The 22887-nt window shown below is 66.9% G+C and carries 14 protein-coding genes and 1 riboswitch; of the genes, 9 read left to right on the top strand and 5 right to left on the bottom strand.

Annotated elements, in window-relative coordinates:
* Positions 1–5: 5 nt before the first annotated feature.
* The 4 genes from DES44_RS13940 to DES44_RS13925 form a co-directional block, all read right to left on the bottom strand.
* The gene (locus tag DES44_RS13940) at positions 6–245 is read right to left on the bottom strand and encodes a DUF1656 domain-containing protein (RefSeq protein WP_058934065.1); all 240 of its coding nucleotides are present in this window, start codon (positions 243–245) and stop codon (positions 6–8) included.
* Positions 242–2569: an FUSC family protein gene (locus tag DES44_RS13935; RefSeq protein ID WP_083525379.1), complete on the bottom strand. Its 2328-nt coding sequence runs from the start codon at positions 2567–2569 to the stop codon at positions 242–244. The genes DES44_RS13940 and DES44_RS13935 overlap by 4 nt, the downstream gene beginning before the upstream one ends.
* A gap of 28 nt (positions 2570–2597) precedes the next feature.
* Positions 2598–3098 carry a MarR family winged helix-turn-helix transcriptional regulator gene (locus DES44_RS13930; protein WP_232309937.1) on the bottom strand — a complete coding sequence of 167 codons (501 nt, stop codon included), beginning with the start codon at positions 3096–3098 and terminating at the stop codon, positions 2598–2600.
* A 195-nt stretch (positions 3099–3293) separates the two neighbouring features.
* Positions 3294–4631, bottom strand: coding sequence for an MFS transporter (locus DES44_RS13925; protein ID WP_058934067.1), 1338 nt, complete (start codon positions 4629–4631; stop codon positions 3294–3296).
* Between the two features lie 222 nt (positions 4632–4853).
* Here DES44_RS13925 and cyoA point away from each other — a divergent pair, with 222 nt between their 5' ends.
* The 7 genes from cyoA to DES44_RS13890 are packed head-to-tail and all read left to right on the top strand — an operon-like array spanning position 4854 to position 11739.
* On the top strand, positions 4854–5918 hold the full coding sequence (gene cyoA / locus DES44_RS13920; protein ID WP_058934068.1) for a ubiquinol oxidase subunit II: 1065 nt from the start codon (positions 4854–4856) through the stop codon (positions 5916–5918).
* 44 nt (positions 5919–5962) lie between these two features.
* On the top strand, positions 5963–7957 hold the full coding sequence (cyoB, locus tag DES44_RS13915) for a cytochrome o ubiquinol oxidase subunit I (protein WP_058934069.1): 1995 nt from the start codon (positions 5963–5965) through the stop codon (positions 7955–7957).
* A gap of 20 nt (positions 7958–7977) precedes the next feature.
* Complete coding sequence (cyoC, locus tag DES44_RS13910) at positions 7978–8601, top strand: cytochrome o ubiquinol oxidase subunit III (RefSeq protein WP_058934070.1); 624 nt, start codon at positions 7978–7980, stop codon at positions 8599–8601.
* On the top strand, positions 8598–8987 hold the full coding sequence (gene cyoD, locus DES44_RS13905) for a cytochrome o ubiquinol oxidase subunit IV (protein ID WP_058934071.1): 390 nt from the start codon (positions 8598–8600) through the stop codon (positions 8985–8987). Before cyoC ends, cyoD begins: the two co-directional genes overlap by 4 nt.
* Complete coding sequence (locus DES44_RS13900; protein ID WP_058934072.1) at positions 8987–9796, top strand: SURF1 family protein; 810 nt, start codon at positions 8987–8989, stop codon at positions 9794–9796. The genes cyoD and DES44_RS13900 overlap by 1 nt, the downstream gene beginning before the upstream one ends.
* Positions 9777–11192, top strand: a complete 1416-nt coding sequence (locus tag DES44_RS13895) for an ATP-binding protein (protein ID WP_232309938.1) — start codon at positions 9777–9779, stop codon at positions 11190–11192. The genes DES44_RS13900 and DES44_RS13895 overlap by 20 nt, the downstream gene beginning before the upstream one ends.
* On the top strand, positions 11182–11739 hold the full coding sequence (locus DES44_RS13890; RefSeq protein WP_058934074.1) for a response regulator transcription factor: 558 nt from the start codon (positions 11182–11184) through the stop codon (positions 11737–11739). Before DES44_RS13895 ends, DES44_RS13890 begins: the two co-directional genes overlap by 11 nt.
* Positions 11740–11811: 72 nt before the next feature.
* Here DES44_RS13890 and DES44_RS13885 read toward each other — a convergent pair whose 3' ends face one another.
* The gene (locus DES44_RS13885) at positions 11812–12333 is read right to left on the bottom strand and encodes an outer membrane lipoprotein (RefSeq protein WP_232309939.1); all 522 of its coding nucleotides are present in this window, start codon (positions 12331–12333) and stop codon (positions 11812–11814) included.
* 382 nt (positions 12334–12715) lie between these two features.
* A riboswitch (cyclic di-GMP riboswitch) is annotated at positions 12716–12805 on the top strand.
* Positions 12806–12956: 151 nt separating this feature from the next.
* Here DES44_RS13885 and DES44_RS13880 point away from each other — a divergent pair.
* Both DES44_RS13880 and DES44_RS13875 read left to right on the top strand, forming a co-directional pair.
* Positions 12957–14726, top strand: coding sequence for a ShlB/FhaC/HecB family hemolysin secretion/activation protein (locus tag DES44_RS13880; RefSeq protein WP_170156677.1), 1770 nt, complete (start codon positions 12957–12959; stop codon positions 14724–14726).
* Positions 14723–22887, top strand: an 8165-nt coding sequence (locus DES44_RS13875; protein WP_116001612.1) for a two-partner secretion domain-containing protein, incomplete at its 3' end; no start/stop codon positions are given. The genes DES44_RS13880 and DES44_RS13875, both read left to right, overlap by 4 nt.

Here is a 22887-nt window from a genome sequence, read left to right as displayed (position 1 = left end):
CCAGATCAATTCAGGGGCGAGAAGAAGCGCAGCAGCGTGGGCGCGGCGTCCTGGGAAAGGCCGCTCAGGGCCCACAGCAGCAGCACGTACAAGGCCATGTCGAACAGCGCTGGATGCCAGATCCAGCGGTAAGCGCCGCACAGCGCCAGCACACGGCGCACGCCCCAGAGCAGCAGCAGCGCGGCAAAGGCCAGCGGCATCAGCCAGGGCAGGTACAGGCCGAACAGATCAACAGCGCCGGTCATGCCGGGGTCTCCTCAGAGCGGTGGGGCGGGAATTCCGGGGATGGCGGGCCATTCGGACAAGCCGTGGGGGCGGCGGCATCCGGGGAATCCGGAGTGGGCGCCTCTGCGGCGGGCGCCTCCGGAAACAGGTTCCGGCGCAGCCCCAGCAGCGCGCTGGCCATCGCCCGCGCTGATGAGGGCCATGGCCCGCCGGACGGGCAGACCGTCACCAGACGGCGCAGCGCCTCGTCGATCAGCCCCAGCAGCGCCGCCGGCGGGGGCGTCAGCACCCCGGCCATGCGCTGCGACAGCCAGTCCGCCACGCCGCCCAGCAGCGGCTTGAGCGCCAGTGCCGGCCACTGGTCGCGCTGCGCCTGCAGTGTGACGAGGTCCGCGCCCAGCCGCAGGTCGCGCAGGGCGTCGTCGGTGGGCACGCCGGGGACCGATCCGCCCGCCTGGGCCACCCGCGGCGCGAGCAGCGAGATGCGGTCCAGCATGCGCAGCAGGTAGGACTGGCTGCGGGCGGTCGAGCGCGGCAGTCGTGCCAGCTCGTCCAGTTCCCGCCAGGTGGCCCGCTGGATGCGACGGGCACTCCAGTCGGCGCCCACCGACCGCATCAGCCGCGTGACCCGCGACGCCACGAACACACCGGCCAGTTGACCCAGCATGGAGTTCAGGAAGGCGGGCAGGTCGGCTTGCGAGGTGTCGTGCATGGCCAGCGTCCCGGCGACGCCCAGCACAAAGGGCAGCGCGGCGCCCATGGTCGTTGGCCGGGCCACGAAGCAGCCGGCCAGCAGGAAGACCGGCGCGCACACCAGCACCAGCGTCCAGATGTCCTGCACCAGCGGCAGCAGCACCAGCACATACAGCGCACTCACTGGCATGGACAGCACGGTCCACTTCAGGAAGCCGTTGATGGCCGGCACCGGGTCGTCCATGCCAGCGAAGAAGCAGCAGAAGATGGCGGCCATCATGGCGGCGGCCGAGCCCATCGGCCAGCCGGTCAGGACCCAGAAGGTGCAGCAGACCAGGATGGCCACCACCGCTGCCGCGCCCGACAGGGCCGCCATGCCGAGGTCGATGTGCAGGCGCGGGCCTGTCAATGCAGGGCGCGGGCGTGTGGGCATGGGCGCGCCGCTCAGGCCATGGTCGATGTCGGCGCGCAGATGCATGCAGTGCATCCAGCCGGTCAGCAGCAATTCCAGGCGCTCGGCCAGCGCGAGACGGAGCAAGCGGGGCCATTGGTCGAGCACCGATGCATCGGCAGCGAGGGGCGTCGCGGTGCCAGCACCCGCACCGGCATCCGCATCTGCACCGGCATCCGCATCCGCATCCGCATCCGCATCCGCATCCGCATCCGCATCCGCATCCGCATCCGCATCCGCACCGGCATTCGCATCCGAACCCTCAGCTGCATTCGCAGTCGTGCCAACAGCCGCAGGCTGTCCCAACCCGTCCAGTGCGTCCTTGATTGCAGGCCACTGAACGCGCGCTTCTTCGGGCGGCAAGGTGATCCACTCCGCGACCCTCGCCAGCAGAGCGGCGACATCCGGCGCGATCCCGCCCTCCGTCGATTCCAGCGCCCGCAGCCGGTCTTCCACCGCCGACAGCTGCGGCGTCAGCGACGCCACCAGGTCCTGCATGTCGTGCACCGCATCGGCCGTCCAGCGCAGATGGCTGGTGTCAAACGGGATGTGGGTGCTCAGCACCCGCAACTGGCTGATGTCACCAGCCACACGCCGGCGGTCAGCGCCGCTGTCGCGACGGCCGGTCAGGTCCGACAGCCACGCCCGGGTGTCGCCCAGCGTGCGGTCCAGCAGCCCCAGCACCGTGCCGGCCAGTCCGTTGGGCAGCACCAGGCTGTGCACCAGCGTGGCCGACAGGATGCCCAGGCCAATTTCCTCCACGCGCGCGACCGCCGAATCGAAGATGTTCAGCGGCACATCCACCGAAGGGAAGCCGATCAGTGCCGCGGTGTAGCCGGCCAGCATGAAGGCATAGGCCCGCGGCGTGCGGTCCCGCAGGGACAAGCACAGGCAAGTGCCCACCCACAGTGCCAGCGTCAGGCTCAGCAATTCAGGCGCATTGGCAAAACGCGGCACCAGCAGCACGGCGGCCGTGCTGCCCACCAGCGTGCCGACGAAGCGGTACAGCGCCTTGGAGCGCACCGCGCCGGCCAGCGGATGGGCCACGATGTAAGCGGTCATCATGGCCCAGAAGGGTCGCGGCTGGCCGGCCCAGTTGGCCAGGAACACGGCCAGCATGGCGGCGGCGAAGGCCTTGACCGAAAACAGCCATTCATTCCGGCTGAATCGCAGCAGGGCGGTGGGGGACTGCAGGCTCATGGCGTGAGGTCTCGGCGGCGCATCCGGCTTACTTGCGCCGCGGCGGCACCAGCGCGCTGGGGCAGCCCAGCCGCTCCTGCACGACGGCAAACACCCGCAGCGTGGCCTCGATGTCGGCATCGGCCACACCGGCATACACCTCGTTGCGCAGGTCGCGCAGGATGACTTCGATCTTTTCGCAAGCCTCGCTGCCGGCGTCGGTCAGGTGCAGGGTCCGGGCGCGGCGGTCCTCGGGATGTTCGCGGCGCTCGACCAGGCCGGCCTCCACCAGTTGGTCCACCGTCCGGGTCAGTGATGGGCCTTCGATGCCCACCAGCTCGGCCAGTTCACCCTGGCGAAGACCGTCGCCCTGGCGGCCGATCATCACCAGCGGCCAGGCCATCGTCTGCGACACGCCCACCTGGGCGACCGATTGATTGGCCCGGGCCCGGTAGGCCCGCTCCAGGATGGGCAGGCTGGCGCCCAGTTGCAGCAGGGCCATCTCCCGCGCATTGCGGGACATGGAACGGGGAGGCTTGGCAGTGCTCATGGGTGGTCATTGTAGATAGTTAGCTTGCTAACTAAATGGTGGGGTTATTCCATGGGCGTTAAAGGGCGACGGCGTGTTTGCATGCAGTCCAAAAACAACAAGGGCCGCTGCCTGTCGGCAAGCGGCCCTCTGAACGTGAGGTGAGGGGGGCGGGGACGAAGCCAGCGCAGCGGCCGGCCCGTCCTCCGTCTTCAATCAGTCACGGTCCTTCATCTTGAGCATCCGGTTGGTGCGCAGCGCCAGCAAGGTCACCACCGCGCCCGACAGCAGATACGCCGTCACCGCCCACAGCCCGAACTGGATCGACAGCGCCAGCGCCACCAGCGGGGCGAAAGCCGCACCAAACAGCCAGGCCAGGTCGTTGGTCAGCGCCGCACCGGTGTAGCGGAAGTGAGGCAGGAAGTTGGACGTCACCGCACCGGCGGCCTGGCCGTAGGACAGGCCCAGCAGCACGAAGCCCACCAGGATGAAGATGTTCTGGCCCATGCTGCCGCTGTCCAGCAGCAGCGGGGTGAACAGGCTGAAGATGCCGATGGCGATCGCCAGCGTCCCCAGGGTGCTGCGCCGGCCGATCCGGTCGGCGACCAGGCCGGAAATCGGCATCGCCAGCCCGGCCAGCAGCGCTCCGATGATCTGCACGGTCAGGAACTGGCCGACCGACTGTTCCGAATGCAGGATCAGCCAGGACAGCGGGAACACCGTCACCAGGTGGAACAGCGCATAGCTGGCCAGGGCGGCAAACGCACCGATGAAGATGTTGTAGCCCTGCTCGCGGAACAGCTGAGCGGTGTCGCAGGGGTCCAGCTCATGCGCTTCCAGGTTCTTTTCGTACTCATGCGTCATCACCAGACGCAGGCGTGCGAACAGCGCCACCACGTTCAGGGCGAAAGCGGCAAAGAAGGGGAAACGCCAGCCCCAGCTCAGGAAGTCGATCGCGTTCAGGCTGCCCCAAAGATAGGCAAACAGCGATGCGGCAATCAGGAACCCGGTGGGCGCGCCCAGCTGGCCCAGCATGGCGTACCAGCCGCGCTTGCCTTCCGGCGCATTGATGGCCAGCAGCGAAGGCAGCCCGTCCCAGGAGCCGCCCAGTGCCAGACCCTGGCCGATCCGGGCCAGCGCCAGCGCCAGGATGGCGGCCGGGCCCCAGGCGTTGTAGCCCGGCAGCACGGCGATGACGCAGGTGGATATACCCAACAGGAACAGGGCTACTGTCAGCTTGACACCACGGTCGAAACGCCTTTGAAGCGCCATGCCCAGCAGCGTGCCGATGGGCCGCACCACGAAGGCCAAGGCCAGCAGCGCGAAGGACCAGAGCGTGCCTTCCAGCCGTTCCAGGTGAGGGAAGAAGATCGCCGGAAACACCAGCACAGAGGCGATTCCATAGACGAAGAAGTCGAAATACTCGGAGGCGCGGCCGATCACCACCCCCACCGCGATATCGCCCGGGGCGACCGCGTCCTGTTCGGCCTGAGTGGCCACTCCTGTCCCGCGAGGGAGGGGCTGTCCCACTGTTGAAAGCGTGTTGCTGTTCATGAGTCTCCTACCTGGGACAAAATGTCCAATAGTTGGTTTGAGTCGATGAGGCAAAATCTGCGCCCGGTGTGCAACGGTCGACAAGTGTCGTTTACCCGTTAGTCGTAAACCCCCGTGTCGCCCACAACCGGATGTCCGGCGCCTGAGTCAGTGGTTCTTCAGTGGTCTCCCACTGGGCTCCGCGGACCCTGGCGATGGTCAACCGCCTGCTGGCTGTATCTCATGTACCTCAAAGCATCACTAAAAACAAGTCTGGCCCGTCTCGGGCTGCTGTCGTTGGCCCTGCCACTGACGGCCTGCAACATGGTCGTGATGAAACCCTCGGGTGACATCGCCAACCAGCAGGCGCAACTCATCGTGGCGTCCACGCTGCTGATGATGCTGATCATCGTCCCGGTCATCATCCTCACGCTGACGTTTGCCTGGCGCTACCGCGCCTCCAACAAGGAAGCCACCTACTCGCCGGAGTGGGATCACTCCACCCGGCTGGAACTGATCATCTGGGGCGCGCCGCTGCTGATCATCATCGCCCTGGGCGCCATGACCTGGATCAGCACCCACAAGCTGGACCCCTACCGGCCGCTGGAGCGTCTGGATGCGCAGCGTCCCATCCCGGCCGGCGTGCAGCCGCTGGTGGTGGAAGTGGTCGCGCTCGACTGGAAGTGGCTGTTCCTCTACCCGGAACAGGGCATTGCCACCGTCAATGAGCTGGCCGCCCCGGTGGACCGCCCGATCCTGTTCAAGATCACTTCGTCCACGGTGATGAACGCGTTCTACGTGCCGGCGATGTCCGGCATGATCTACGCGATGCCCGGCATGCAGAGCCAGCTCAATGCGGTCATCAACAAGCCGGGCGTGTACGACGGTTTCTCGGCCAACTTCAGCGGTGACGGCTTCTCGCACATGCGCTTCAAGTTCCACGGCCTGAGCAACGACGAGTTCTCCGCCTGGGTGGACCGCAACAAGGCCGACGGCGTCGAGCTGAACCGCGAGCTGTACCAGACCCTGGAAAAGCCCAGCGAGAAGGAGCCGGTCCGCCGCTTCGCCTCCGTGGCCCCGGGCCTGTTCGATGCGATCGTCAACCGTTGTGTGGACGGCAGCAAGATGTGCATGGGCCAGATGATGGCCATCGATGCAGCCGGCGGCGGCGGCAAGGGCGCGATCAACGGCCTGGCCAGCAAGCCCTGGAGCAACGACCAGAAGCGGATTTTCGTGGCCGCCCTCTGCACGCCCGACAACGCCGGCCAATACGCCGCGCAGTGGTCGTCCACCCGTAGCCAGAACTGACGGCCGCCGGGACCGAAAGTCCGAACGCATTACCGAGATCCAAGATGATTGACCTGCAAAAGCTCATCTTCGGACGCCTCAGCATCGAGGCGATTCCATACCATGAGCCGATCCTGATCGGTACCTTCGCGATGGTCGCCCTGGGCGGTCTGTTCGTGCTGGCGCTGATGACCAAATTCAAGCTGTGGGGCCCCTTCTGGCGCGACTGGGTGACCAGCATCGACCACAAGCGCATCGGCATCATGTACATCGTGCTGGGCATCGTCATGCTGCTGCGCGGCTTTGCCGACGCGGTGATGATGCGGGCCCAGCAGGCGCTGTCCTTCGGCGACAACGTCGGCTTCCTGCCGCCGCATCACTACGACCAGGTCTTCACCGCCCACGGCGTGATCATGATCTTCTTCGTGGCGATGCCCCTGATCACCGGCTTCATGAACTACGTGGTGCCGCTGCAGATCGGCGCGCGCGACGTGGCCTTCCCGTTCCTGAACAACTTCAGCTTCTGGATGACCGCCGGCGGTGCCATCCTGGTGATGTTCTCGCTGTTCGTGGGTGAATTCGCCCGCACCGGCTGGCTGGCGTATCCGCCGCTGTCCGGCATCCTGGCCAGTCCGGGAGTGGGGGTGGATTACTACCTCTGGTCCCTGCAGGTGGCGGGGGTGGGCACGACGCTCTCGGGCATCAACCTGATCGCGACCATCATCAAGATGCGCGCACCGGGCATGACCATGATGAAGATGCCGGTCTTCACCTGGACCTCGCTGTGCTCCAACATCCTGATCGTGGCCTCGTTCCCGATCCTGACGGCCGCCCTGGCGCTGCTGACCCTGGACCGTTACGTCGGCACCAACTTCTTCACGACCGATCTGGGCGGCAACGCCATGATGTACGTGAACCTGATCTGGATCTGGGGTCACCCTGAGGTCTACATCCTGGTGCTGCCGGCCTTCGGCATCTTCTCGGAAATCACCTCCACCTTCAGCCAGAAGAAGCTGTTCGGTTATGCCTCCATGGTCTACGCCACGGTCGTGATCACGATCCTGTCGTACCTGGTGTGGCTGCACCACTTCTTCACCATGGGCTCGGGTGCCAGCGTGAACTCGTTCTTCGGCATCACCACGATGATCATCTCGATCCCGACCGGTGCGAAGATCTTCAACTGGCTCTTCACCATGTACCGCGGCCGCATCAAGTTCGATGTGCCGATGTACTGGACGGTCGGCTTCATGGTCACCTTCGTGATCGGCGGCATGACCGGCGTGCTGCTGGCCGTTCCCCCGGCTGACTTCGTGCTGCACAACAGCCTGTTCCTGATCGCCCACTTCCACAACGTGATCATCGGCGGCGTGCTGTTCGGCCTGCTGGCGGGCATCACCTTCTGGTTCCCGAAGGCCTTCGGCTACAAGCTGGATCCGTTCTGGGGCAAGTGCTCGTTCTGGTTCTGGCAGATCGGCTTCTTCGTGGCCTTCATGCCGCTGTACGTGCTGGGCCTGATGGGCGTGACCCGCCGCATGAGCCACTTCGACGATCCGTCGCTGCAGATCTGGTTCCAGATCGCCGCCCTGGGTGCGCTGCTGATCGCCGCCGGCATTGGCTGCTTCCTGATCCAGCTGGTGGTGAGCTACCTCAAGCGCGACCAACTGCGTGACGTGACCGGCGACCCGTGGAACGGCCGTACGCTGGAGTGGTCGACCTCGTCGCCCCCGCCGCAGTACAACTTCGCCTTCACCCCGGTGGTGCACGACCATGACGCCTGGTTCGACATGAAGACCCGCGGCCACCAGCGTCCGGTGAGCGGCTTCAAGTCGATCCACATGCCCAAGAACACCAGCGCCGGCGTGATCATCGCGGCACTGTCCACCCTGCTGGGCTTCGCGCTGATCTGGCACATGTGGCTGGTGGCCGGCATTGCCCTGCTGGCGGTCGTGGCCACGGCCATCGTCCATACCTTCAACTACAAGCGCGACTACTACATCCCCGCGGATGAAGTGGCCCGCACGGAAGAAGCCCGCACCCGTGTGCTGGCCGCACAGGCCTGAACCCGAGCGAGCAACTCAACATGCAAGCAACGACCCTGACGAACAACACCGGCACGCCGGTGTTCTACGACAACGGCGATCACCATCCGCAGCACGGAACCCTGCTGGGTTTCTGGCTGTACCTGATGAGTGACTGCCTGATCTTCGCGGTGCTCTTCGCCACCTACGCCGTGCTGGGCCGCAGTTATGCGGCCGGCCCGTCGGGCGCGGACCTCTTCGACCTGAAGCTGGTGGCCGTGAACACCGGCTTCCTGCTGCTGTCGTCCATCACCTACGGCTTCGCGATGATCGCGATGCTCAAGGGCAAGAAGGCCGGCGTGCTGGGCTGGCTGGCCATCACCGGCATCCTGGGCCTGTGCTTCCTGGGCGTGGAACTCTATGAGTTCGCGCACCTGATCCACGAAGGCGCCGGCCCGCAGCGCAGCGCATTCCTGTCGTCCTTCTTCGCCCTGGTGGGCACCCACGGCCTGCACGTCACCTTCGGTGCGATCTGGCTGGTGGTGCTGATGGTCCAGGTGGCCAAGCTGGGCCTGACCAAGGAAAACAAGCGCCGGCTGATCTGCCTGTCGATGTTCTGGCACTTCCTGGACGTGGTCTGGATCGGTGTCTTCACCTTTGTTTATCTGATGGGGGTGCTGCCATGAGCGAGCACAAGAACGATCATCACGACCACCACGACGATCATCACGACGACGACGTCGGCTACCACGCCACCGTCAAGGGCTACGTGGTCGGTTTCATCCTGTCGGTCATCCTGACGGCCATCCCCTTCGCGCTGGTGATGACCAAGGGCATCGAGTCGTCGAGCACGATGGCGCTGGTGCTGCTGGCCTTTGCCGCGGTGCAGATCGTGGTCCACATGGTCTACTTCCTGCACATGAACTCGAAGGTGGAAGGCGGCTGGTCCATGCTGGCGCTGATCTTCACCGTCGCCATCGTGGTGATCATGCTGGCCGGTTCGGTGTGGGTGATGTTCCACCTGAACAGCAACATGATGCCCACCGTCCACGACATGCGTAACATGCCCTGATGACGGACCTGACTCCGGTCACACGGCCGCGCCGCCGCATCGCCCGCCGGGCGCTGCAGCTGGGCGCGGCCCTTTTGTTTGTGGCCTTCATTGCGCTGGGCACCTGGCAGGTGCAGCGGCTGGCCTGGAAGCAGGACCTCATCGCGCGGGTGGAAAAACGGCTGTCGGCACCGCCGGTGGCAGCACCGCCCGCGGACCGCTGGGACCGCATCACCAAGGCGGACGATGAGTACCGCCGGGTGGTCGTGCACGGCGCCTTCGACCATTCGCGCGAGGTGCTGGTGGGCGCCAGCACGGTGCTGGGCACCGGCTACTGGGTGCTCACGCCGCTGCGCAGCCGCGACGGCAACTGGGTGATGGTGAACCGGGGCTTCGTGCCGCCGGAGTACAAGGCCCGGGTGTCGCGCACGGCGACGGAAGCGCAGGGCGAGGTGGAGGTCACCGGCCTGCTGCGGCTGACCGAGCCGGGCGGCAGCCTGCTGCGCAAGAACGACCCGGCAGCGGGGCGCTGGTATTCGCGGGATGTCGAGGCCATCGGCCGGACGCAGAAGCTCGAAGGCCCGCTGGCACCTTATTTCATCGACGAAGCGGACACACGCCCCAGTCCGACGACCGAGACCTGGCCGCGCGGCGGGCTCACCGTGGTGCGGTTCCCCAACAGCCATCTGTCCTACGCGCTGACCTGGTATGCCATGGCGGCGATGACGGCGGGCATCAGCATCTGGCTGTGGCGCGAGCGGCGTCGCCGTCTGCGTGAGGGGTTGCTGGACGAGGATGACGAGGCCCCCCGTGCCCCTCCGACGCCCTGATCGGGACCCCGGCGAGAGCCGCTGGTCCAGCCGCTGGATGGGTCTGTCCGGCCTGCCGGGCCTGGCCGCCTTGTCCGGTGCGCTGGCGCCGGACAGCCAGGCCGGCCGCTCCAACCTGATGCAGATGGTGCAGCTGCGCTGGCTGGCCGTGGCCGGCCAGTTCGCCACCGTCGTGTCGGTGCACTACACACTGGGCATCCACCTGCCGGTGGCGGAGATGCTCACGCTGCTGCTGGTGCTGCTGCTGTTCAACCTGGCCTGCTGGGTGCGCACCCGCTGGGTCCCCAGCGTCAGCAACGCCGAGCTGTTTGCCGGCCTGCTGGTGGATGTGGCGGTGCTCAGCGGCCAGCTGTTCTACAGCGGCGGTGTCACCAATCCCTTCGTGTTTCTCTATCTGCTGCAGATCGCGGTGGGCGCGGTGCTGCTGCCGGCTCGATACATCTGGCCGATGGTGTGGCTCACGGCCGCCTGCTTCCTGGCGCTGACCCAGTGGCACGAGCCGCTGCGGCTGCCGGACCTGGCGGGCCTGTCCCTGCCGCCGCACTATGTGGGCGGCTTGCTGATCTGCTTTGCGATCAATGCGTCGCTGCTGGTCACCTTCATCCACCGCATCAGCGGCAACCTGCGCCAGCGGGATGCGCGCCTGGCCGACCTGCGCCAGCGCGCCGCCGAGGAAGAGCACATCGTCCGCATGGGCCTGCTGGCCTCGGGCGCGGCGCATGAGCTGGGCACGCCGCTGTCCACGCTGTCGGTGATCCTGGGCGACTGGGCCCGCATGGCGCCGTTTGCCGGCGATCCGGAGCTGCGCCAGGAGATCGAGGAAATGCAGGTGCAGCTGCAGCGCTGCAAGTCCATCGTCAGCGGCATCCTCATGTCCGCCGGGGAGATGCGCGGCGAAGCGCCGACCGTGACCACGATGCACGCCTTCCTGGATGACCTGGTGGGTCACTGGCGACGCACCCGCACGACCGGCCGGCTCGAGTACCGGCCCGACCCGGACCTGCCGGACCTGCACATCGTCTCGGATGTCGGTCTCAAGCAGATGATCGACAACATCCTGGATAACGCGCTGGAAGCGGCGGCCGGCCTGCCCATCCTGCTGCGGGCCTTCGCCGAGGACGACCAGTTGGTGCTGCGCGTGCGCGACCGCGGCCCCGGCTTCCTGCCCGAGATGCTGGACCGTCTGGGCAAGCCCTACCAGTCCAGCAAGGGACGACCCGGCAGCGGCCTGGGCCTGTTCCTGGCGCTGAATGTGACGCGCTCGCTCGGCGGTCATCTGCAGGCGCGCAACCTGACCCCGGAGGAGGGCAGCGGGGCGGAGGTGGAGATCCGATTACCACTGTCCGCACTGGTGCCTCAGGGCCTCGCGGACAATGCAGCCCATGATGGCCGATGAAGAAGACCGCCTGCTGCTGATCGTTGAGGACGACGACGCCTTTGCCCGCACTTTGACTCGCTCTTTCGAGCGACGCGGCTACACGGTGCTTCGCGCGTCCACCCACGAGCAGGTGCAGCAGCTGCTGGCGGAACGCGGGCCGGACGACACGCCGGAGTATGCGGTGGTGGACCTGAAGCTGGCGTCGGGCGGATCGGGCCTGTCCTGCGTGCAGACGCTGCATGAGCATGACGCGGCGATGGTCATCGTGGTGCTGACCGGTTACGCCAGCATTGCCACGGCCGTGGAAGCGATCAAGCTGGGCGCCCGCCACTACCTGGCCAAGCCGGCCAACACCGATGACATCGAGGCGGCGTTCTCACGCGCCCAGGGGGACGCGGAGGTGGAGGTGACGGAGCGGGCCACCACCTCCATCAAAACGCTGGAGTGGGAACACATCCACGAAACCCTGGCGGCCACCGACTTCAACATCTCGGAAACGGCCCGGCGACTGGGCATGCATCGGCGCACACTGGCCCGCAAGCTGGAGAAGCAGCGGGTGAAGTGATCTCGTGGGGCCGCTGAAATGACAACAGCCACCGGCATGCGGTGGCTGTTTCGTTAGCGAGCCGACGAAGGCTTACTGCTGGCGATACTGCGGCTGCTGGTATTGCGGCTGCTGGTAGTTGGACTGCGGAGCGCCGGTGGTGGCCGGTGCGCGCATCACGCGGGTGCGGCCGCCGGTAGTCACCAGGATGACCGGCTCACCCGGCTGCCACACCTCTGCGCCCTTGGCCTGGACGATGGCCCGGCGCTCACCATTGCGCATCTGCAGCAGCAGCTCGACCGCATCTTCCTTGGTCGCGCTGCGCTCCACGGCGTTACCCAAGGCGGCGCCGGCCACAGCCCCCAGCACGCCCACCACCAGGCCTTCACGACGGCCGCCGACACTGCCGCCGGCCACGGCACCCACCACGCCACCGGTCACTGCACCGGCGCCGCTCTGGCTGCCGTCCACCGTCACCGGGCGGACCGACAGCAGCGTGGCGTCCTGCACCTGAGACAGGCGCTGCGCATCGCCGCGCTGGATCACATCAGGATTGGTGGTCTGGCAGGCGGCCAGCACGGCCACCAGGGAGGCAATCAGCAGCTTTTTCATCATCAGAACTCCATCTTGATAGGGGGCCAACGCCTTGGGCCGCTGCGCCGTTGACCAGGCAACAAGACTTTACCCAGCCGCGTAACAACAGCGTAGGGACGTCCAACGGCGACCGCCGAGGCAGGTCCGAGACCCCGATCGCTCTACTCTACTCCTCACGCACATCGGCATGCGGGCAAGGCCTTGTTCTGTTGTCGCACGCAGGGGCCGAAGCGATGTGGGTTGCACGCGTCAACCTCGGGGGCCCACAGAGAGAAAAACTGCGGCATTGCTAACGCCTGCATGGCGCTTCCGTCAACCACCCCCTCCGGGTTGGTTCACGAAGTAGATACGCCTGGATACATTCCCACCACGTTGGCCCCTCACTGAGCGACGACTCAGACGCGGGCCCCCAGGGCAAAACCGGCGCGAGCCGGTGACGCAAAGCCTCCGGTCTCCCCGCCTTCACGGCCATGGAGATAGCGGGGCCGCCAGCGCGATTGTCACCATGCGGTTGCCATCCAGCTGAACGGCTTCTTCTGACGTGCTGCGCACCTTGGGTTCACAAGAATTCAACCAGCGCGTGAGAAATGAAGCTGCATTCTTTGCACCTGCATGGGGAGGGCCAGGCAGGTGTCGGTTCTTCCTTGTCCCTGATTCAACAGGCCGTCCGTACGGCCTTTCGTTTGAGCTTCGGCTTGAGCTTTGGCCTGAGCCTCGGCCTGAGCGCCGGGTGGGCCTGGGGCCAGTCCTCGCCCCCGGGCGTGGTGGATCCGGACGCCCAGCGTCAACTGCAGCAGCTGCGGGAGGCGCAGCAACGCCAGTCGCTGGAACGAGAGCCGGATGTGCGCCTGCAAGCCAGCGCGCCGCCCAGCCGTCAGCGCCTGCGGGACGACGAGTCCCCCTGCTTTGTCATTCAGCATATCGAGCTCAAAGGCGCCGACCACTTGCCGGCCCTTGCGCGGCTGATCCGCGCCGTCGACGGGCCCGCCGGCGATGACGCCCCCATCGGTCGTTGCTTGGGGGCGCAGGGCATCGGCACCGTGGTGACGCGCATGCAGGACGCGGTCATCGAGGCCGGCTACATCACCACCCGCGTGCTGGCCGCGCCGCAGGATCTCTCCAGCGGCCGCCTCGTGCTGACGGTGGTGCCAGGGCGTGTCCACCGCATCCGCCTTCGGGAGGGCACATCCCCCCAAGTGCGCCTGGCCAATGCGCTGCCCATCCGGGAAGGCGATGTGCTGAACCTGCGAGACATGGAGCAGGCGCTGGAGAACCTGCAACGCGTGCCCGGCGCCCAAGCCGATATTCAGGTGCAACCCTCGCAGGACACCACCGAGCCGGGCTGGAGCGACTTGGCGGTCAGTTACCAGGGCGGACGAAACTGGCGCTGGCAGATGTCGCTGGACGACAGCGGCAGCGAATCGACCGGCCGTTATCCCTTGTCGCTCACCGCGTCGCTGGACCATCCGCTCACGCTCAACGACCTCTTCTACATCACCCTGAATCGGGATACCCGCGAACTCAATCAACGCCTGCATGACAAACCGGGGCCAATGCCTGGCACCGGAGGACATGTCTTGCACTACTCGCTACCGTGGGGCCACTCGCTCCTGAGCATCACCTTCAGCCGCAATGGCTACCAACAGGTGGTCATTGGCGCCAATCAGCGCTATGTCTACCGCGGCACCAGCAGCAATGGGGAGCTCAAGCTCACCCGCATGCTCTGGCGCGATTCCCAATACAAGTTCAGCGGCTTTGCCAAGCTGTTTGGCCGCTCGTCTCGCAATTACATCGACGACACGGAAGTGGAAGTGCAGCGGCGGCGCATCGGCGGATGGGAAACCGGCGTCACGCTGCGCCGCCAGGTGGGCAGTGTGTCCACCGACATGGAACTGAGCCTGAAGCATGGCACCGGCGCCTTCCATGCGCTGGAAGCGCCGGAGGAAGCCTTCGGAGAAGGCAGTTCACGCATGAACCTGCTGCAGGGCAGTTTTGGCGTGGCGGGTGCGGTGCCGCTGGGTCAACGCAAGCTGCAACTGAGCACGCAGTGGCGCGGCCAGTATGCGCTGCGACCGCTCACGCCGCAGGACCGCTTCTCCATTGGCGGCCGCTACACGGTGCGCGGCTTCAGCGATGCCTCGCTGTCCGCTGACAACGGTCTGCTCACCCGCAACGAAGCGGAGCTGCCACTGACCGGCATGGCCTCGATGTACCTGGGCCTGGACGCTGGTGTGGTGTCCGGCCCCAGCGCCGGCCGACTGGCGGACAAGCATCTGGTGGGCGCCGTCATCGGCACGCGGCTGCGGGGGCAGGGCTTCTCCGTGGATCTGTTCGCCGCCACGCCCGTCCAGCAACCGAGCAATTTCCCGGTCGCCCGATTCACGGCCGGTTTCTCTCTGAGCTATTCGCAATGAACCGCCTCCAGTACCGCATCGTTTTCAACAAGCAACGCGGCCAGTTGATGGCCGTGGCGGAGACGGTCCGTGCGCAGACCAAGGCGGCTGGGCAGACCGAGGGTCCGTCGCGGCGTGGCGTGGTCACAGCGGAGACGGTGGTCCCCACCGCCTGCGGCCCGCCGAGCCTGATCGCGCTGGCGGCTGCGTTGGCGGCCGGGGCTGTGTTGACCTTGTTGCCGATCCCGCCTGCGCAGGCACAAGCCCAGTCACCGTCGCGCACGGATCTGCAGTCCCGGCAAAAGCCGCCGACCCGCATCGTGGCCGATCCTTCCGCGCCGAAGAGCCAGCAGCCCACCGTGCTCACCGCACCGAACGGCACCCCGCTGGTCAACATCCAGACGCCCAGTGCCGCAGGGGTCTCGCGCAATACCTACAGCCAGTTCGATGTCGGGCCGCAGGGCGCCATCCTGAACAACTCGCGGACTGACGTGAGCACCCAATTGGGCGGATGGGTGCAGGGCAACCCCTGGCTGGGCCGGGGCGAGGCGCGGGTCATCCTCAATGAGGTGAACAGCAGCGCACCGAGCCAGCTCAATGGCTATGTGGAAGTGGCGGGGCGCCGGGCGGAAGTGATCATCGCGAACCCGGCCGGTATCCAGGTCGATGGGGGCGGGTTCATCAATGCGAGCAGTGCGACGCTGACGACGGGCACCGCACGGTTCGATGCCGCAGGCAATGTCAGCGGGTTCGCGGTGCAGGGAGGCCTGATCCGCATCGACGGGGCAGGGCTGGATGCCAGCTCGACGGACTACACGGCGTTGTTGTCCCGCGCCGTGGAACTCAACGCCGGGTTCTGGGCGAAGGAAGCGCGGATCCAGACCGGTACGCAGGTGATGTCGGCGGAGACTGCTGGCGCTGGCGAGGGTGCGGGTGAGACCGTCGCCGCGAGCGGCGAGCGGCCGCAGTATGCGCTGGACAGCACCGCGCTGGGCGGCATCTATGCGCAGCGCATCATCCTGGTCGGCACCGAGGCCGGGCTGGGCGTGCGGCAGGGCGGCCAGATGGTGGGCGGGCAGCTCACGCTGAGGGCGGATGGGTGGCTGGACAACACCGGCTCGGTCTACGCGCAGCAAGCGGATGCATCGGGGGCACCCACGTTGCAGGTGTCCTCGGGAGAAGGGGTGCGCAATGCGGGATGGATGGCATCGCAGGGCGGTGTGGGCATCGCCGCGCCGCAACTGCGGTCCACAACCGGGAGTGTGACGGCGGCTGGCATGGCGGCTGATGGGACGGTCGGCGCTGGCCCCGCGACGTTGACGCTGACCGCCAGCGCCCGGCAAAAGCAGGCCGGGCAATTGATCGCGCCAACGCGGCTGGATGTGCAGGCGCCGTCGCTGGACCTCAGCGGGGTGCAAGCGCAGTCTGCCGTGATGGCAGTGAATGGCGAGCAGGTCACGGCCCGAGAGGCGACATTGCTTGCCAAGGACAGCCTGTCCGTCACCGCGCGCAGCGCAGCGGACCTGTCCGGCGCCCAGGCCCATGCGCAGACCGTTCAGGTGACCGGCGGCGACGTCCGGGTGGATGGCGCGGCCCTTTCCGCCGTGGGGGCGTTGCAACTGACGGCGGGGGATCGGCTCTCCGCGACCAAGGCCTCGCTGATGGGGGACGTGCTGACGCTGTCGGCCCAGCAAGCGGATCTCTCCGGCGGTGAGTTCCTGCAGACCGGCAGCCAGGCGATGGCCCTGCGCCTGAACGGCGCGCTTACGGCCGATGGTGCACGCATCGCCACCAATGCCAGCGACTTGAGCGTGAGCGCCGCGTCGATCAGCGCGCGTGGGGCCCGCATCGAGCACTACGGCGCTGGCAGCCTGTCACTGCGAAGCGGCAGCGCGATGGCTGCCCTGCGTCTCGACGCCTTCGATGCCGCCACCCTTCAGTCGCAGGGCGCAGCGCTGGACCTCAGCGACGCCCAAGTGATGAGCGGTGGGCGCTTTGACATGGCGGCGGGTGCTGCATCGCTGGATCGCACCCAGGTGGTGGCTCAGTCAGTGGATTGGGCCACTGGGCAGCTCTCCCATCAGGGCGGCCACACGCAGGTGGCAGGGACGGAAGCGTCTCGCATCGTCAGCCTTGGCGGGATCGACAACCGGCTCGGCCGCATCGAATCGAACAGCAGCCTGTTGACGCTTCAGGCCGCGGCCCTCGACAACCGCGGCGGCCTGCTGTCGTCGGTGGGGAATCTGAGCGTGGATGGCGGCAGCCTGAGCAATCATGGCGGTGTGCTGCTGGCCAATCAGCGGCTCACCATCGGTGCTGCGCAGCGGCCTACCCTCCTTGACAACACCGGCGGACAACTGGGCGCGGCGGAGGTGGCATTGGCCGCAGGGCAGGTGCTGAATGCGGGTGGCTTGGTTTCGGCGACCCAGACAGCAGCGGTAGACGTCGGCGCATGGCAACACGGCGACGGTCGTCTGGAAGCCTCCACGCTGATCGTGAAGGCCACTCGCTGGGACGGCGCCGGCACGGTCTACGCGCGGGGACAGGCCAACATCGCGGCGGAGTCGCTGCAAACCGCCGGAGTGCTGGGCGCAGGGGGCGCGCTTCAGCTTCGGGCGGACCGAGTGCTGGCATCGGGGCTGATCGCAGCCGGCCTGCGCGCGGATGGCACCTTGACGCCGCTGGCCGACGCGCAGGCTTCCAAGGGCGTGCTGACCGTGCAGGCGGGTGAACTGTCCAACACGGGGGCTCTTCAAAGCAGCGGCGCGGCAGACGTCGCGGTCTCCGGCACATTCAGCAATGCTGGGTGGGTGTACGCGCAGGGCGCCGCTTCCGTTCGCGCGGACCAACTGGTCAATCCGGGCACGGTCGCTGCGCAAGGCGATGTGGGTGTCACCGTCGGCGCTTTGAGCGGCGCGGGGGGATTGGCTGCCGGCTTGCGGGCGGACAACACACTGGCAGCGCAAGGCAACCTGGGTGTCACCGCGTCCCAGGCACTTCAGTTCAGCGGTGCCATGACATCCGTGGGTGAGCTGTCCGCGACGGGTGCAACGGTGCAACTCCAGGGAGCGCAACTGCAATCCCGCGCGGTGAACCTGCGAGCGACCGCGGGTGATCTGTCGCTGGACGGCGCCACGGTGGCGGCCCAGGGCTTGTCTCTGAGTGCCCAGCAGGACCTCATCACCGCCCGCGGGCTGATCAGCGCCAGTCAGATGGAGCTGACCGGCCGGGATTGGATCAATACCGCTGGCCGTGTCACGCAGACGACGGCCGACGGTGCGCTCGTCTCGACGCTGTCCCGCAACCTCGACAATCAGCGCGGCACCATCGAATCAGCGGGTCGGGGATGGACCCTGCGTGCGGCAGCGGTCAACAACACCGCCGGTCGCATCGCCCAGGCGGGCGGTGACCTGACGCTTCATGCGGATGCCTGGAATGGTGCGCAGGGGCAGGTCCTGGCGCTCGGTGCGCTGGACTGGACGGTGACCGGCGCGCTGGCGCTCAACGGCGCCACCACGCAGGCGGACACGCTCCACATCCAGGCAGGGAGCCTGACCCATGACGGCGGCCAGATGGTCAGCAGCCAGGCCATGCGCCTGGACGTGATGGATGGGCTGACCAACCAGGGCGGGACGCTTGTCGCCGGCACGGCCCTGACTGTGGACGCCGGCCGAGTGAGCAATGCGGCAGGTGGATTGATGCAGGCCGGAGGCGTTCTGCAGGTCCACACAACGGACCTGAACGGATCGACCGGGCTCGCCGGCGCCCAAGGGCTCGACAACCAGGGCGGACGTCTGCGCAGTGGCGCGGACATGCGCCTGGACGTGAGCCGTCTGGACAACCGAGGCGGCTGGGTGGGCAGCGATGGCGCGCTGAGCCTCCAGACGACGCGGGCCGTGCTCAACGCACAAGGCAGCTTGCTGGCGCAGCAAGCGTTGAATCTGACGTCGGAGACGCTGGACAACCAGCAGGGGCGCATCGCCAGTGGCGGTGGTGCCGGCAGTGCCGTGTCCATCGCCACGCGGGGGCTGTTCGACAACACCCAGGGGTCGGTGCTGTCCGCCGGTGCCCTGACGATCAACACGTCTGGCCTGACCAATGTGCGCGGGGAACTCTCCGGCACCACCGTGTCTGTGCAGACCTTCGGCCAGGCGTTCAACAACCGCGGTGGCAAGGTGCTGTCCAGCGAAGCGATGACCGTGCGCAGTGGCGCGCTGGACAACTTCGGTGGCCTGCTGCAATCGGACGACACGCTCACGATCCATACCTCCGGCGCGGCGCTGGCCAATACGCTCGATGCATCCGTTATCACGCCCACGGGCCTGCGGTCCAAAGGCGCGATGCAGATTGACGCGGGGGCTGTGGAGAACAGCGCCGGCATCGGCGGGTCAGCGGTCACGCTCAATGCGGCCTCGCTGACCAACCGTCAAACCGTGTCGGGCCAGACGCTGGCACTGACCATCGCGGGCACCCTGGACAACAGCAGCGGCCAACTGGTGGGACTGCAAAGCACCACGGCGGCCGCGGCCAGCATCCTGAACCAGGGCGGGCTGATCTACGGCGGCAGGACCTTGGACCTGCGTGCCACCGGCCTGCTGGACAACCGCAACACGTCAGGCAATACCCAAGGCTCGCAAGCGACCAACTTGGGCCTTCAAGGCGACGCGGTGACGCTTCAGGCATCACAGCTCGACAACCGCTCCGGTCAGGTCCGCGCCAATGCCGACCTGCGCATCACAGCCGCCCAGTCGCTGGACAACAGCGGGGGCGTGCTCAGTGGCCTGGGCCGGACTGTGGTGGGCGACGGCAGCGCGGATGCACGCACATCGGCGCTGGCGGTGAGCAACGGAAGCGGCACTGTGTGGGGCGGCACCGGCCTGGCCGTCACCGCCGCGAGCCTCACGGGCGGCGGGGAGTTCTCCAGCGGCGGATCGCTCCAGCTGACGCTGGGCGGCGACCTGACCTACGGCACGGGCACCTTGTTGCAGGCGCGTGGAGATATCGGCCTCACGCTGGGCGGCACCTTCGTCAACGAAGGCATCCTGCGTGCGGGCGGCGCCTTGGACATCCAGGCGCGAAGCATCGACAACCGCGCCTCCGGCGAACTGAGCAGCGCGGACACCCGCCTGACCGCCGCCAACACGCTCACCAACCGCGGCCTCATCGATGGCGAGCGGGTGCGCATCACGGCCAGCCAGCTGAGCAACCTGGGCACCGGCCGCATCTATGGAAGTGATCTGACGCTCTCCGGCGGACAGCTCACCAACGGCGCCGAGAACGGCCAGGCGGCTGTCATTGCCTCACGCGGCGACCTCACCCTGCAACTGACCGGCGCGGTCAGCAACAGCGCACAGGGGCTGATCTTCGCGGACGGCGATCTGCACCTCACCGCTGCCAGCGTCGACAACACCAACGCCACGCTGGAAGCCACCCGCAGTTTGCAGATGGACGTGAGCGGCGCCATTACCAACCGCAGCGTCCACGACGGCGCGGATGCATTGCCGCAAGACCCCAACGCCCCGCGCGTGCTGGCCAGCAAGGCCTTCATCAGCAGCGGTGGGGACATGCGACTGAGCACGGGCCAGCTGATCAACAGCGGCGCCACGATCGAAGTACGCGGCAACCTGCTGCTGCAGTCTGGCGACATTCAGAACCTGAACCCATATCTGCAGTGGCAGAAGGTGGCGGGCACCACCACCAGCGGTTGGGAGTTCCAGGCGCCCGGCAGCACGGTGCGCTACACGCCGGACCAGATCCGCGTGCTGTGGGCGATGAATTTTGATGGGGAGCAGTGGTCCAGTCCGTGGGGCAGCAATGCGCAAGGGTCGCTGGAGCCGTTTGTTTACGAGTTCCACCCCAAGACGTCGAACTGGTCGAAGGACACCTACAACCGCAAGATGCTGTTGCCGTCCACGCGCTATCCGAATGAGATTTTCGGGCGCTACCTCGGCGGGCTGGGCGGCGATGTAGACGGCTCCGCCGATCGCAGTTTTGTCTGGCGGCTGAGTGCGGACCACGTCTACCAATATCCGGACAACGACGGCGTGATCCAAGAGGTGGCCGTCCCGGGCGCGCATTACCCGGCGTCCGACCGTATCTGGTCCGACTTTGGGGTCACCCCGGGGGACGACGCTGCGCTGGACGCCGCTGTGGCTGCATTCTTTGCGGATGCGAACAGCCGCCTGGTGGGCGACTTCACCGCGTTCAGCTACAGCCGCACCACCGAAAGCGCCAAGGTCACGCAGAGCGCGGCCGGTCAGATCATCGTGGGTGGCACGCTCGATGTTGAAGGCGGACGCATCGTCAATGACATGAGCCGCATCATCGGCCGCGACGGTGTGGACATCCGGTCGGCCTCCATTGACAACCGCAGCACCAGCGTGGCGGTGAGTGGCTCGGAGCACACAGATGTCTACCGCACCTACAACGGCGGCTCCGGCGTGCCCAACACCGAGTATGAGTACACCACTACCGACGCTGCGATCAACGGCACGGTGGTGCTGACGCTGCCGGAACTGGGGGCGGGCGGTGCGGTGTCGGGGTCCGCTCCCGGCGGTCGGCAGCAAGCCGGCGGGGTGACCGGAACCGATGGTGCGCAGGGGCAGAGCCTGAGCCAGGCCACCGCCTTGCGTGCCGGCGAGCAGGGTCCGCTGGGCAGCCTCGTGGGCATGCAGCGACAGGACGTCGAGCAGGGCGAGCAAGCCCAGGCGCGGCGGGCCATCACCATGGTCCGTACGGGCCCGGGCGGGTTGAGCACGTCGTTGAAGCCTGCGGTGGCGGTCCAGGGCTTGGATGCCAACGGACGCCTGCGTGCCGTGCCGGTGTCCCTGAGTCTGCCGACCAACAGCCTCTTCAAACTGCGCACGGACACGAGCAGCGGCTACCTGGTCGAGACGGACCCGCGTTACGCGAACTACCGCAACTGGCTCTCCAGCGACTATCTGCTGCAGGCCTTGGCGGTGGATCCGGCCACGGTGCAGAAGCGTCTGGGAGACGGCTTCTATGAGCAGCGACTGGTGCGTGAGCAGATCGGTCAGCTCACCGGCTCCACGTTCCTGCAGGGGTATTCAAGCGATGAGGAGATGTATCGCGCCTTACTGACCAACGGCGCGAGCTTTGCAGCGGCCCATGAGCTTCGCCCTGGCGTTGCGCTGACGGCCGAGCAGATGTCGCAGCTGACCACCGACCTGGTGTGGCTGGTGGAGCAATCGATCACGCTGGCCGATGGCAGTACGCAGCGTGTGCTGGTGCCGCAGGTGTACCTGCTGCCGCGCGACGGAGATCTGCAGGCCAGCGGTGCCTTGATTGCCGGTAGCCGGGTGGACCTGGCGCTCAGCGGCACGCTGAACAACAGCGGTGATCTGCGGGCGTCTAAGGGACTGCGAGCCACGGCGCAGAACATCGTCAACAGCGGAAGCATGCGGGGCGCGCAGTTGGCGCTGAGTGCGGCGGACGATCTTCGCAACATCGGTGGCTCGCTCACGGCGACTGACGCGATGAGCCTGAAGGCCGGCCGCGACCTGATCGTGACCACCACCACGGCGAGCAGCACGACCGCCACGAGCCAGCGGACCGTGCTGGATCGGGTGGCCAGCTTGACCGCTGGTGGTGTGATGCTGATGCAGGCGGGGCAGGATGTGGTGCTGGAGGCGGCTCAGGTCCGGCAGACGGGTAGCACGGACACCACGGGCGGGGTGTTTGTGCAGGCCGGCCGCGATCTGAAGCTCTCGACGGTTCAGACCGCCAGCAGCGACCGGGCGACGTTTGATGCCAACAACCACCTTCAGCAGGGCCGGACCCAGCAGGTGGGCACTTCTCTGGAAGCCAAGGGCACGGTGCTGCTTAGCGCCGGGCAGGACCTCACCGCTCAAGGAGCTTCGGTCAACAGCGCAGGGGCGGTGCAGCTGAACGCTGCCCGGGATGTGCAACTGGTGGCGGCGCAATCGACCGAGTCGCTGGATGAGGCGTCCAAACACACGGTCAAAGGCTTCCTGAAGTCCACGACCACCACCAGCAAAACGCAGCTGGAGCGCACCACCGCAACCGGCTCGACGATCTCCGGCGACACCGTGGCGATCACGGCCGGTCAGGACATTCGGGTGCAGGGCTCCAATGTGGTGTCTGACGCCGCCACCGCCGTGCAGGCGGGGCGGGACGTCAAGCTTGAGAACGCGCTGGACAC

It is taken from the genome of Roseateles depolymerans, assembly GCF_003387155.1.
Taxonomy (GTDB): domain Bacteria; phylum Pseudomonadota; class Gammaproteobacteria; order Burkholderiales; family Burkholderiaceae_C; genus Roseateles; species Roseateles depolymerans.
The sequence above is the reverse complement of the archived record's forward strand: the minus strand, read 5'-3'. Positions and strand labels throughout refer to the sequence as shown.